Below are 13,223 nucleotides of genomic sequence, written 5' to 3' on the forward strand. Positions count from 1 at the left end.
TTTTTTTCTTCAATAACTCTTTTATATCAATTTTTGTTATTTTTGATGTTTATTACATTTTCGTGTAGGCAACATTTCCGCCTTTAATTTTTAATTTTATGGCTAATTATTAATTTAATAGATGATATAATATTTATGAAGTTTTTATTTTTAATTTAAATAGTTTAAAAAAGAGTAATACTTTAATAACATTTATATGGTTATTACTCCCAATAATAAAATAGATTATTCATTTAATTTGATTAATTGAGTAATTAATGAGATAATATTTAAAAAATGGTTGGCGAGAGTAATATGGAAATTTATATCGAAAAAGTTGCTATGATTCGACCTTTAACAAATCCAAAAAATTGTGATTTAGACTTGGAAATGGATTGGTCAATTGATTATACCCATAAGGATCAAAACTATATTGGATATAATTGTATTTTGAAATCAATTTTCTTAGATTTAAACTTTAAAATTGAAGGTATTTTGAAATTAGAGGATTTTGAGGAATTTAAAGAGGAAACATCTTCTCGAATTATTTTAAATAATTCATTTGACATGCTGATGAAAATGTTTTCCTTAACTGTACAATCAACTCATAATTTATCAGGCGATGAATCTGAGTGTAATTTTGGAAATGAAAATGTTTCTAATGCTCTTTATAACTAATTAGGTGATATGACATGTTAGAAATAAAACACACGTTATGCCCTTCCTGTAGTGTTGGTTGTGGTATTAATGTTGTTTCACATGAGGGGGATGTAGTTGGAACCTATCCATATAAAAGACATCCGGTTAATGAAGGAAAAAATTGTTTAAATGGCAGAAATTCAATTGAAGCATATAAAAATAAATTAAGTAGTGCTATTGTTTCAAATTCTAATGTAGACATAGATAAAGCAATTGATGAAATTTGCAGCAATCTTAAATCAAAAGATTCAGAAAAAATTACTGTATTTTGCTCTGGAAACAATAGTGTTGAAGATATTGAAGCAATTAAAAGTTTTGCTGAAAAAAATAATTATAATATAGCTTTTTATGCTGATAATATTGTAGATATTGATGGGGAAGTTGCATCTTATGAGGATGTTGAAAAAGCATCTAAACTTATTGTTATCGGGGATGTATTATATACTAATCCGTTAATTGGAAGAAGAATTATTCATGCAAAAGATAATGGGGCTAATGTTTATTCTTTTACTCCTGAGGGTTCAGTAACTTCAAATGTTTCAGATGAAATTTGTGACAGTATTGATGATGTTTTAAATAATTTTGGAGATAATCTTGATGAATCATCAGTAATTTTATTCAACACTGTAAATTCATCCGAAGATTTGGATAAAATTAAAGAAATTGCAGATAAAGCAAACTCTAAAATATTGCCTGTTTTCAGTAAGTGTAATTCAAAAGGAGCTTGCAGTATTTTAAAAGCCCAATCAAAAGAAGAATTGGTAGAATTATTAAATGGTACAGATTTATTGCTTGTTTTCAATGATGATTTGGTTCCTGAAATTGATTTCGACTTCGGCTCAATTTCAACTATTGCAAGTTTTGTGCCATGTGAAAATTCAACTTCAAATGCTTCACAAATAGTTGTTCCAGTTAAATCCTGGCTTGAAAGTGATGGCAGTTTTGTAAATGCTATGGGTGAGACTCAAACATTTGGTGCGGTAATTGAATCAGATGCATTGGGTGTTGATGAAGTTATTGAAAAAATCCAAAATAAATTGTGAGTGATAATATGAGTTATGTTTTAGCTAGATCAAAAAATCCAGACATTCAGGAAGCCGGAGAATGTGGTGGGGCAGTAACAAGTATTTTCAAATATTTATTAGATGAAAATATCGTGGACGGTGTATTGGCCTTATCTCCTGGTGATGATATATATGACGGTGTTCCAACATTTGTAACTGATTCTCAAGATTTGATTAAAACTGCAGGTTCTTATCATTGTGCCCCAACAATGTTTGGAGATATAATCCAAAAGTATCTTTCAGATAAAAAAGTTGCAGTATCAGTAAAGCCATGTGATATTCGTTCAATTGATGAACTTATAAAAAGACATAAAATTAATCCGGATAACATTTTTACCGTTGGTTTAAACTGTGGTGGAACCGTATCACCTGTAAGTGGAAGAAAAATGATAGAACTGTTCTATGATATTAATCCTGATGATGTTGTAAGTGAAGAAATTGACAAAGGACAATTTATTGTAGAGCTTGCAGACGGTAGTGAAAAAGGTGTAAAAATTCATGAACTGGAACATGAAGGATATGGCCGTCGTTTGAATTGCCAAAGATGTGATGTAAAAATACCTAGAAAAGCTAACATTGCTTGCGGTAACTGGGGAGCAAGTGATGGTTGGACATTCATTGAAATAAATGATGAAAAAGGTGAAGAATTAATTAACGGCGCTCAAAAAGCAGGAATTTTAGAAACTAAATCACCTTCCCAAGATGCAATTGATGCAAGATTAAAAGTTGAAGGCATCATGATAAAAATGTCTAAAAAGAATCAGGATTCCAATTACGATAAAGTAAGTGGAATAAAGGAATGGGATCGCTGTATTAGATGCTGTGCATGCAGGGATGTCTGTCCAATCTGTTGGTGTTATGAAAACTGTGAACTCAATAAATCTTACTTTAATGCATCTGACGTTCCTCCAAGTCCGATTGCATTCCAGGGTATTAGATTATCTCATATGAGTTTCAGTTGCGTAGATTGCGGACAGTGTGATGATGTTTGTCCAATGGACATACCGGTTTCATTAATTTTTGATAAACTGCAAAAGAAATATCAAAATAGAACCGGATACGTAGCAGGTGTAAGTGATGATGTAAAACCACCATTATACAGTCCTGCAAAAGAGGAATTATGAGGTGTTTTTAATGTCTGATAAATTAAAAATTGTTGGATTATTATGTAATTGGTGTTGTTATGGTGGAGCTGACACCGCAGGTACTGCACGTATGCAATATCCACCAAATGTAAGAATTATTCGTGTAATGTGCTCCGGAAGAATTAATCCGTCAATGATTTTTAAAGCATTTGAAGAAGGAGCAGACGGAGTATTTGTAGGAGGCTGCCATATTGGGGACTGCCATTATGATGCAGGTAACTACAAATGGTCTAGAAGATCTAAAATTGTTGAAGATATTCTTGAAGAATTTGGAATTGAAAGGGAAAGATTCCGTCATGAATGGATTTCAGCATCAGAAGGTGAAAAATTCCAAACAACTATGGAGGAATTTCATAAAACCCTTCAAAAATTAGGTCCTTTAGAGTTGGAATAAAATTATAATCAGCCATATAACTTTAATAGCCATTATAATTATAATGGCTATTCTTCCCTCTATAATTGTTTTTCTAAGATTAGTGTTTAGATACTAATCTTAGAAAAATAGTTTGACAATAATGTTTGATTATTTTTCGTTTGATTATTTTATATTAAAATACATACATCAGCCTTAGAGGTATTTCAAAATTGTCGGCATAACCAGTTTTGGGATATTCCTCATTAATATAAAATAATTGTTTAATTTAAAAAAAGAGAGTAGTTATGGAGAACATAACTGTCTTTCACTGTCTACAATAGCTATTAGGGTAATCTCACAATTGTTATCCTAAATGGCTATTTTTTAAAACTTTTTTTCTTTAACTTTATATTAAATAAAAAACAAAATATTTTATGGTGATATTAAATGGTATCCGAAAATATGGAAAAAGCATTAAATGCTCAATTAAACGCTGAGGTATACTCAGGATATTTATACTTATCCATGGCAGCTTATTTTGAAGATGAAGATTTAGCAGGATTTGCTAACTGGATGAGAGTACAAGCAGCTGAAGAATTAGAACATGGTATGAAATTTTATGACTACATTATCAGAAGAGGAGCTTCTGTAACATTAACTGCAATTGAAGGACCTCAAACTGAATGGGATTCTCCATTAGCTGCATTTGAACATGTTCTATCACACGAACAAATGGTAACTGGATTAATCAATGATTTAGTTAATTTGGCTATTGAAGAAAAAGACCATGCAACCAACAATTTCTTGCAATGGTTTGTTGAAGAACAAGTTGAAGAAGAAGAAAACGCAATGGAATTATTAGCTAAAGTTAAATTAGCAGATGGCGATAACAGATTAATTTATGAATTAAACAAAGAATTAGGTGAACGTTCACCTTCCGAAGACTAGATTTTTTCTAGTCACTTTTTTATTTTTTTTAGGTGTTAAAATGAACTATCCAGAAGGTCCGACAGATAAAGCAAAAATTGATTCTACTGAAAATAATGCCGAATTAATTGGTGTTAATGATTTTGGCAGTGTTTATATACATGGTCCTTTTGGAGATAAGAGTTCGGATGTTAGGATTGCTTATGTAATTGGAATGCATCCTCTTGAAAGCAAATCTCACAGAGCTTTATTTGATGAGTTAACACAAAGAAAAGACTTGAAATATTGCTATTATATTTATAATATTCATGTTAACAATACAAATAGTGATACTGAGGGCCGTCTTGAAGGTCAGCTTTTAGCACAAGAGTTTATTAAAGACGACATTATTGATAAGAAATATAATCTGTTTTTAGATATTCACTCAAACAGGGGACTACGTGGCCCTGGAGAATATGAAATTACCAATTTTGTTTTTGCACCTAGTTTTGACGATAATTCAACCAGATATGTAAATGATATCATTGATTCTATTGAAGAACTGGTTTATTATGCGCCGGAACATAGAACAAGCCCTCCATTTATAACAGAACCGACAGCCAATGCAGGAATTCCTACAATCGTTTATGAATGTTATACTTATGAAAAAATGGAATTTACACGAATGCTGGCTTCAAAGTTAGTTAGCTGTGTTGATAACATGGAGATAGTATGAGATACGACAAAAAACTACTATTTTATTTAATTATTAGTATATTAATATTGGTTGATTTTGTTTTTTTAATCTATGTATCATTTTTTTCAACTGATCCTTTTTTAAAAAATCTTTTCCTGTATTTTGATTTTGCATTGTGTATTGTTTTGTGGATTGAATTTTTCTACAGCTATAAGCATGCTGATAATAAAAAGCATTACTTGAGGGAAAATGCTTTAAGTATTTTGGGAATGTTTCCTTATTATTTTATATTTTTAAGGCCATTCAGATTAATCAAATTAATTCACTATATTAAGCTGTTTGCCATTCATCATGAAAGTGATACTTTGGAAAATTTTTTAAAAAGAACTTTATTGGATAAAATTCTTTCAGTAGGAGTTATTTTTGTTTTTTTAGTTTCATTACTTATGTATTTGGTTGATTCTGAAATCAATGATTTTACAACAGCTCTATGGTATGTTGTTGTTTCTATAACTGCTACGGGTTATGGGGATGTTGTTCCGGGTACTTTAATGGGTAAAATCATTGGTATTATTGCCATGATTGGTGGAGTAATTATTTTTGCAACCATTACTGCGGTCATTTCATCAATATATGTATCAAAAATCAGTAAAGATTCCCATACGGATTTGGAATCAAAAATTGATGATTTAACACAAGAAGTTAAAGAATTAAACAAGAAAATTGATGAGCTAAATAAAGAAAAAGATTGAGGTATTTAATCTCAAAAGTCACCATCTACTTTTTTCCTGAATTTTTTTGCTATCAATATTTCCATATATCAATTATCTTAAACAAATGGGGCTTTTTATTTAATTTTTAAAATAATTTTGCCAAGAAATATTTTGGGAAAAAAATAAAAATTCATCAGTTAAATTATTTATACTCTCTTATTTTTTATTTATTCATGAATGTAAGTGCATACTTGCGGTAAAATATATATTATTTTATCAAAATAACTATATTTAGATAATATTTGTTTTTAACAATTTTTAATTAAATAGTGATGATATGAAGTTTAAAAATTATTTAAGTGTATTAATATTGACAACATTTTTTTTATTGTGTATGTCTTGCGCTTGTGCAGGTGATGTTAATCAAGTCAATAATGCTTCAGGTACTTTCAGTGAATTAAACAATGATATTAGTGGTCTTCATACTGGTGATACGTATAATTTTTCAAAGGATTACTATTTTGAATCCAATGGATATTCATTTTATTATCCCATTATTGATATTAAGGCTGATAATGTAACTATTAATGGTAATGGGCATGTTATTGATGCTGGTAATGATGGATTAACTATTTTTAAGGTTACTGGAAACAATGTCAGAATTTTTAATTTGACATTTGCCAATTCCTACCCTAGCAGCCGTATTGTGGATTGGCAAAGTTCTGATAAATCTGAAATCTATCAGGCAAATGTTAACAGTCCTCTTTCCTGGTATGGAAATAATGGTGTTTTGTCAGATTGTGTCTTTTCAGGAAATACTGCAGTTAAGGGTGGTGCCGTATACTGGAGCGGAAATGAAGGTCTTATTGACAAATGTCTTTTCATAAACAATAAAGCCAAAATTGGCGGTGGACTTTTCATAGGCGGTACAAACAATACTGTTAGCAATACTCGTTTTGTAAATTGTTCTTCATCATTATCTGGTGAGGCCATTTATGCTGAAAGAAATAGAAAAAATTTAACTTTTAGAAACATTTCTGCTAATCCGAATATTTTGCTTATTGATGGTGCTTCATCCAATCTTGATGTAAATAAGTATTTCAACTATAATTATTTCTCCCTTATGGGTGATGAACTTGTTGATCTTGTACCTTTAATCTATACTGTATTTACCAAAGGAGGCATTAATTCTTATAATGATATTTGCTATTATGGAATGTATTCAAAAGATACTAAAGATTTGACATTATCCCTTACTAAGAATTTTGGTGATGTTTCATATACTAAAAATTATATATTCTCCAATATAGTAGATTATAACAAGATTTTTGAAGATTTGTTCTATAATAATGAAAACTATGTGAATTCATATAATTTAGTCAAAAATGTTTACATCATCTCACAGCTTACTGCATTTTCCGATTATTATCGTGCTAGAAATACAAATCTCGCAGTTTTTAAACCATTATTAGATACTCTTCATAATCATGCTCATGGTGAAATTGATGAGAATAATATCTGGTTAAAATTAATAGGATTCAGTGCTGTTCCTGTAACTTTTACATTAAATATCAATTTTTTAGGTTCCTATGAGATTTGTTATCTTGATGCAATAGTTGTAAGTGATATGGGCTTTGATATAATTAACATCAATGGTCACGGTTCGAAAATCTATTCCTCAGGTAAAGATGACGATGAATACACATGGATTCAAAACTCTGAAAATAAAGTAGTTGTAGCTTCAGATTTGATTATTGAAAGATTCAATACTGCTGTTGTCAACAAAGGTGGGGCATGTTATTTCAACAATGTCCAATTCAATAAAAATAAGGTGGATTATTTAATTAAAACGGATAATGGTGGTGCAATTTTAAATGAAGGCCTTGTTGTTTGTAACAATTGTTCTTTCACTGAAAACTATGCTAAAAACGGTGGAGCAATCTTCAATCAAGGTTCATTAATCCTTAATAACTGTACATTTGAAAATAATGAAGCATATGGCCAAGGTGATAATGTCGCATTTGTTGGGGGATCTCAGGTAAAGATAAATGGTGAAAACATTACGAGCAATACAGATATTGCCCAATTATATAAAGATTCTCGTACTGCAATAGTTGCTATTAGTATAATTGCAGTTTTCGTTGTAAGTATTGCTGTGATTTGTTATGGAGGCTTTTTTGTTGCTACTCTGCTCATTGCTAATTTTGCATTTGATCCTATTATTGCTTTAAGTGTTGGTGTGGCAGCTGTGGCGGTGCCATATCTTGGACTTTTTGGTATTACAGCATATATTTATACATCTTCTGATGATGATAGTCAAGAGGTTACTGAGATTGTTATTTAATTGATTTTAGGACTATTTGTCCTTATTTTTCCTTTTTTTTTTACCATGAAATCATTGGGATTTCAATCGATATTCTCAAAATATTGGCTTCATATATATCGATTAAAAAAGAGAATATTGGTGATGATTGGTTGTTATTAGTTAACTTTTTTTTATAATGAATAAACTTCTTCACATGGAACAATAGGGATATTGTTTTTGTTTAAAATATCAATTAAAGCATCTATGTCATCTGCATGAAGCAGTAAAATAGCTTTTCCTTCCTTTTCATGTGTAAATGCATAAAGATATTCTAAATCAATATTATTGTCCCTGATTATATTCAAGACACTTGTAAGGCCGCCAGGTGCATCGTGCATTTCAACGCCGATGATTTCGGTTATTTTAACAAGGAAGTTATTCTGCTCTAAAGCCTCTTTTCCTTTATCCGGGTCATCGACTACAAGTCTTAAAATACCAAATTCTGATGTATCTGCCATACACATTGCTCTGATATTAACGTCAGCAACTGTAAGGACTTCCAAAGGTTTTGATAAACTGCCCATTCTGTTTTGTAAAAATATTGATAGTTGTTTGATTTTCATTTATTTCACCTAATGTAAATTCCTTTCATCAATAACTCTTTTTGCTTTTCCTTCAAATCTAGGTAATGTTTTAGGTTCTACAAGAGTTACTTTTACTCTAATACCTGTTTCATTCTCAATGGATTTTCCAATTTTTTCTTGAATTGCCATCATTTCTTTAACACCATCAAAGAAAATATCTGCGGATGCTTCTACTTTCACTTCAATTTCATCCAGAGTTCCAGGTCTTGTAACTATTATTAAATAATGAGGCTCTACATCACCCGCTCTGAGCAATGCCTTTTCAATTTGTGAAGGGAAAATAGCTACTCCTTTGACTTTAATCATATCATCAGATCTGCCGGTAATTCTACTCATTCTTGCATGTGTTCTTCCACAGCTGCATTTTTCATAGGTAATTTTGGTTAAATCTTTTGTTCTGAATCTAATTACAGGCATTCCTTCTCTTTCAAGGTTGGTTAAAACAAGTTCTCCAGGAGTATTCGGTTCTAAAGTTTTTAATGTATTTGGGTCAATAATTTCCGGATAGTAAATGTCTTCTGAAATATGAAGGCCTTTCTGGGCTTCACATTCAACACCTATTCCAGGTCCCATCAGTTCAGTTAATCCATAGATGTTGTAGGCTTTTGCGCCGAAGATTTCCTCTACTTTTTGTCTGATTTCTTCAGTCCACATTTCAGCTCCAAAACCTATTGCTTTAATTTTTAAATCTTTAGGGTCAATTCCTTCATCTAAAGCGACTTCACCTAAATGAATTCCGTAAGATGGTGTAAAGATAATTCCTGTAGCTCCGAAATCACTCAGGATATCGATTTGTCTTCTGGTTTGGCCGGTTGAAATCGGAATGATTGTTGCTCCAACTTTATGACATCCGTAGTGAATACCAAATCCTCCGGTAAACATTCCGTATCCGTGAGTATTTTGCAGAATGTCATCTTTGCCGATGCCCATCATAGAAAGTCCACGGGCTATTGTTTCTGCCCATGTATCCAAGTCCTTTTCAGTATAACCTGATACTACTGGTTTTCCTGTTGTTCCTGAAGATGAATGCAATTCCTTAATTTCTGACATGTCAACTGCAAATAATCCATAGGGATAGCTTTCACGCAAATCGTCTTTTGTAATGAATGGTAATTTTTCAATATCTTTTAAACATTCTATATCTTCTGGAAAAACTTCAGCTTCACTGTATTTCTTATTATAATAGGGAATTTTATCAAATGCCCTTTTTACAGTCTTTTGAAGTTTTTTTAGTTGTAGTTCTTCAAGGTCTTGCCTTGACATTGTTTCTATTTCTTCGTTCCATATCATGGATTAGCCTCATTTTTAGTTTAATATTATAATTATGTTTTTAGTTTAGTTTAAATTTTATTATTAGTAATACTTTTTTTAATTTTATTATTAGATTAGTAATACTTTAAGTATATTTATATATTACTAATTATTTATTTTATATTATACCTAATCAATGGTATGAATATTAATTATGGGGGTAAATGATGAAATTTAAGAATAATATAATTTTTTTAACAATATTTATTTTTTTAGTAATAATTTCTTCAGGAATTGTTTTTGCAGAAGATTCTGCAATGCCTCTGGTTGACAATGGTGAAGTATCTGGTGGAGTTGAGATTTCATCAGTAAATCCATTTACTTCAACTAATGGGGAGCTAGTTTATGAAATTCCTGAAAACGTAACTGAAATAAAATCTGTAAATGTTGTCGTTTCTTCATATTCTGGAAGTGGAGCTCCAACTTATGGATTAACAACTAATATTTCTTTAAAAACAGATGATGGAATAAGTGTTTTAGAATATGCGAATTTAACATATCCGGATAATACAGCCAGTGATCCGGTTATTTATCCGATAACCAATAATACATCAAAACAATATTCAGATTATCAAAGTTTATTCGATATAACGGATAAAGTGAAAAATCTGTCTGGCGGTGATACCATAACAATCACTGTAAACAATACTGCTTTAACAGATTATAGCTTTGATGGTAGAATAAAATTGATTGCATTAATATGTGCATATGATGACAGTGATAACGATAAGATATCTTACTGGTTAAATATTGGTCAGGCATGGACAAAAGAAACATTAACTACAATATTCAATACAAAAGATTTTGATGATGATTATGATGAGGTTACATTAGAATCTATTGCTTTATCTAGTGCAGATGCTACATACAGATTAAATGGGGATTTATTATTTGACCCTGAACAGGAAACTGGAAGTTATTATATATATGATGTTTGGGATATAACTGAAAATTTCATACCTTTAACAGATACTAATTTAACATACACATCTTCAAAAGCATCTACTTATGCATCATATAAGGCTTCAGTTCAATTATTAAAAATTACTACACCAGAACCATACTTTATAGCTGGAAAAATTACACCGCCGTATTCAGGTACAGTATTTGCTGGTGTTAATAATACTTTAACTGTAACTGTTACAAACGGTAACATTGATTTCGAAGGCAGTGCAATATTATTGGCTGATGGTAAAGAAATTGCTCATGAGAACTTATCTATTGATGCAAATGATGAAACCGAAATTACTTTCATTGATCCAACTATCAGACCTATTGACGAAACTACTGTAAATGGAGCTAATAACACTAATGTATTGTACACATTGAACTTTGTACATAAAGATTTCATTTTAAATTCAACCAATGCTAGTTTCAAAGTATTGTATAATGGTAATTTAGGTAAAGACTTTGCTTATCCTGCTTCCAATGCAAGTACCAATCGTATTTATAATATTACTGGTGATGTTATTATTTTAACTCAGGATGTTTCTAAATATGCCGGTACTGGAGTAACTAATGTCAATTACACATTTGAAGTCGATTCTTCTGATATTAGTAACAGTTTACTTTATGTAGCTTATAATTGGGATAAGATTGCTGGTGGAGACTTTAATGATTGGAATATCACATTCAATAATCAGGCCATTACTCCTATTGATACTTATCGTGATCAGTCCAATTTGGGAACTTATGGTAAATATGGTTATGGTTTGCTTGTTTATGATGTAGCTGATTTATTGGCTGCTGGTGAAAATGTTTTGGTTTTAAATAAAGCTGCTGGTGGTTGTGCTGTTTATCCTCCTACTTTGCTTGTTTTAACTGAAAATGATGAAAGTGAAACTTATAAAATAGTTTACATTGCTGAAAATGCGGATTTATTATCCAAACAGGTAAATCTTGAGACTGGTTCATACACATTTATGGATGATATCGAAACTGCTGATTTATTAAATTCAACTTTATATGTATTTGCTGCTAGTGGTCAAGCCGGTGAAGGTAATCTTATTGTAAATAATAATATCTGTGAAGATATCTGGAATGGAACAAGTTCCTCATATGATTATTATATGATTGATATGATTAATTCTACATTAGAAAATAATGTTATTTACTTCGAAGCTACCGGTTCAACTATTGTAGCATTACAAAATGTTTTAGTTGTTGAATTTGAACGTCCTATTGAGATTTCTGCTCCTGATGTAACTAAATACTATCATGGCTCTGAAAGATTTGTTGTAACTGTAACTGATTATAAAGGCAGTCCATTGGCAAATAAATCAATTGAAATAGGTATCAATAACGTAAATTATACTAGAACTACTGATGCTAAGGGTATTGCAAGTATCGCTCTTGAATTGGGTGCTGGAGTTTATGATGTTGATGTTACTGTAGATAATCAAACTGTTTATTCAGTTGTAACTATTTTAACAACTGTCAACGGTACTGACATAACTAAAGTTTTCAGAAATGATACCCAATACTATGCAACATTTTTAGACAGTCAGGGTAAATATTTGGCTGATGGAACTACAGTTCAATTCAACATCAATGGTGTGATGTATGATCGTAAAGTATCTGGTGACAAAGGTCTTGCAAGATTAAACATTAACTTGGCACAAGGTGAATATATAATCACTGCAATGAATCCTGTAACGGGAGACAAAACATCAAACAACATTACTGTGTTGCCACTCCTTACAGAAAACAAAGACATTACCAAATACTACAGAAACGCTACACAATATACCGTTAAAGTTTTAGGTGCTGACGGCAAAGCTGTCGGTGCAAACGTAACTGTCAAATTCAACATCAATGGAGTCTTTTACGAAAGACAAACTGATGCATCAGGAATCGCTAAACTAAACATCAACTTACAGGCTGGAGATTACGTCATAACTGCAGAATACAACGGCTGTACTGTATCTAATAACATCAAGGTATTGCCTATATTAAATGCAACAGACATTACAATGAAATACCGCGATGGAACCCAATTCAAAGCCAACTTAGTTGATGGCCAAGGTAAACCTTATGCAAATCAGAATGTTACATTCAACATCAATGGTGTTTTCTATAACAAATTGACAGATGGCAATGGTCAGGCAAAATTAAACATTAACTTAATACCTGGTGAATACATTATAACTTCAAGTTATAATGGTTGTAACATTGCTAACACAATAAAAATCAGCGCATAAGAGAAGTAATTCCACTTCTCTTCTTTTTTTATTTTTGAGGTTGACTCATAATTTTTGTGTTTAAATTTTTTTTACTTATTTTTATCCTTTAATTATTTATACTAGGAAGTACAATCTATTATTAGAGTTAATTAACTTTTTAGTTGTGTTTTTTATGGTTTTGAGAGAGGATAAAATTGGTCAGCAATTATTAATTCCTTTGGAC

General features: G+C 31.0%; 11 protein-coding genes. 9 read left to right on the forward strand and 2 right to left on the reverse strand.

Translation table 11 applies throughout. The features are described 5' to 3' along the window. The first annotated feature begins 294 nt into the window (after window positions 1-294). The 8 genes from ACKI5C_RS08655 (at window position 295) to ACKI5C_RS08690 (ending at window position 7,902) form a co-directional block, all read left to right on the forward strand. Window positions 295-657 carry a pilus assembly protein gene (locus tag ACKI5C_RS08655; RefSeq protein ID WP_407432740.1) on the forward strand — a complete coding sequence of 121 codons (363 nt, stop codon included), beginning with the start codon at window positions 295-297 and terminating at the stop codon, window positions 655-657. A gap of 14 nt (window positions 658-671) precedes the next feature. Next, window positions 672-1,721 carry a hypothetical protein gene (locus ACKI5C_RS08660; protein ID WP_407432741.1) on the forward strand — a complete coding sequence of 350 codons (1,050 nt, stop codon included), beginning with the start codon at window positions 672-674 and terminating at the stop codon, window positions 1,719-1,721. Between the two features lie 8 nt (window positions 1,722-1,729). After that, window positions 1,730-2,866, forward strand: coding sequence for a Coenzyme F420 hydrogenase/dehydrogenase, beta subunit C-terminal domain (locus ACKI5C_RS08665; protein WP_407432742.1), 1,137 nt, complete (start codon window positions 1,730-1,732; stop codon window positions 2,864-2,866). 10 nt (window positions 2,867-2,876) lie between these two features. Beyond that, a complete protein-coding gene (locus ACKI5C_RS08670) occupies window positions 2,877-3,281 on the forward strand; it encodes a hydrogenase iron-sulfur subunit (protein ID WP_407432743.1) in 405 nt (134 codons plus the stop codon). 408 nt (window positions 3,282-3,689) lie between these two features. Then, entirely contained in the window at window positions 3,690-4,190 is a 501-nt protein-coding gene (locus ACKI5C_RS08675; protein WP_407432744.1) for a ferritin, read from the forward strand. 40 nt (window positions 4,191-4,230) lie between these two features. Beyond that, window positions 4,231-4,884, forward strand: coding sequence for an adhesin (locus ACKI5C_RS08680; protein ID WP_407432745.1), 654 nt, complete (start codon window positions 4,231-4,233; stop codon window positions 4,882-4,884). After that, complete coding sequence (locus ACKI5C_RS08685) at window positions 4,881-5,597, forward strand: ion transporter (RefSeq protein ID WP_407432746.1); 717 nt, start codon at window positions 4,881-4,883, stop codon at window positions 5,595-5,597. The genes ACKI5C_RS08680 and ACKI5C_RS08685 overlap by 4 nt, the downstream gene beginning before the upstream one ends. Window positions 5,598-5,952: 355 nt before the next feature. Beyond that, a complete protein-coding gene (locus tag ACKI5C_RS08690) occupies window positions 5,953-7,902 on the forward strand; it encodes a hypothetical protein (RefSeq protein ID WP_407432747.1) in 1,950 nt (649 codons plus the stop codon). Window positions 7,903-8,054: 152 nt separating this feature from the next. Here the strand turns inward: ACKI5C_RS08690 and ACKI5C_RS08695 are convergent, their stop codons facing one another. After that, window positions 8,055-8,486, reverse strand: a complete 432-nt coding sequence (locus tag ACKI5C_RS08695) for an acetolactate synthase (protein WP_407432748.1) — start codon at window positions 8,484-8,486, stop codon at window positions 8,055-8,057. Window positions 8,487-8,495: 9 nt separating this feature from the next. Then, on the reverse strand, window positions 8,496-9,797 hold the full coding sequence (locus ACKI5C_RS08700; protein WP_407432749.1) for a phenylacetate--CoA ligase family protein: 1,302 nt from the start codon (window positions 9,795-9,797) through the stop codon (window positions 8,496-8,498). A gap of 188 nt (window positions 9,798-9,985) precedes the next feature. On the opposite strand from ACKI5C_RS08700, the gene ACKI5C_RS08705 reads away from it, so the two are divergent. Then, a complete protein-coding gene (locus tag ACKI5C_RS08705; protein ID WP_407432750.1) occupies window positions 9,986-13,018 on the forward strand; it encodes a DUF3344 domain-containing protein in 3,033 nt (1,010 codons plus the stop codon). Window positions 13,019-13,223 lie beyond the last annotated feature (205 nt).

Origin of the sequence: Methanobrevibacter sp. (assembly GCF_045646045.1) — an archaeon.
In the GTDB taxonomy this organism is placed as follows: Archaea; Methanobacteriota; Methanobacteria; order Methanobacteriales; family Methanobacteriaceae; genus Methanocatella.

Bases quoted from the DNA above. Each gene is read 5' to 3' on its own strand.
- ACKI5C_RS08655 (WP_407432740.1), top strand. From the start codon at position 295: ATGGAAATTTATATCGAAAAAGTTGCTATGATTCGACCTTTAACAAAT.
- ACKI5C_RS08660 (WP_407432741.1), top strand. From the start codon at position 672: ATGTTAGAAATAAAACACACGTTATGCCCTTCCTGTAGTGTTGGTTGT.
- ACKI5C_RS08665 (WP_407432742.1), top strand. From the start codon at position 1,730: ATGAGTTATGTTTTAGCTAGATCAAAAAATCCAGACATTCAGGAAGCC.
- ACKI5C_RS08670 (WP_407432743.1), top strand. From the start codon at position 2,877: ATGTCTGATAAATTAAAAATTGTTGGATTATTATGTAATTGGTGTTGT.
- ACKI5C_RS08675 (WP_407432744.1), top strand. From the start codon at position 3,690: ATGGTATCCGAAAATATGGAAAAAGCATTAAATGCTCAATTAAACGCT.
- ACKI5C_RS08680 (WP_407432745.1), top strand. From the start codon at position 4,231: ATGAACTATCCAGAAGGTCCGACAGATAAAGCAAAAATTGATTCTACT.
- ACKI5C_RS08685 (WP_407432746.1), top strand. From the start codon at position 4,881: ATGAGATACGACAAAAAACTACTATTTTATTTAATTATTAGTATATTA.
- ACKI5C_RS08690 (WP_407432747.1), top strand. From the start codon at position 5,953: ATGTCTTGCGCTTGTGCAGGTGATGTTAATCAAGTCAATAATGCTTCA.
- ACKI5C_RS08695 (WP_407432748.1), bottom strand. From the start codon at position 8,486: ATGAAAATCAAACAACTATCAATATTTTTACAAAACAGAATGGGCAGT.
- ACKI5C_RS08700 (WP_407432749.1), bottom strand. From the start codon at position 9,797: ATGATATGGAACGAAGAAATAGAAACAATGTCAAGGCAAGACCTTGAA.
- ACKI5C_RS08705 (WP_407432750.1), top strand. From the start codon at position 9,986: ATGAAATTTAAGAATAATATAATTTTTTTAACAATATTTATTTTTTTA.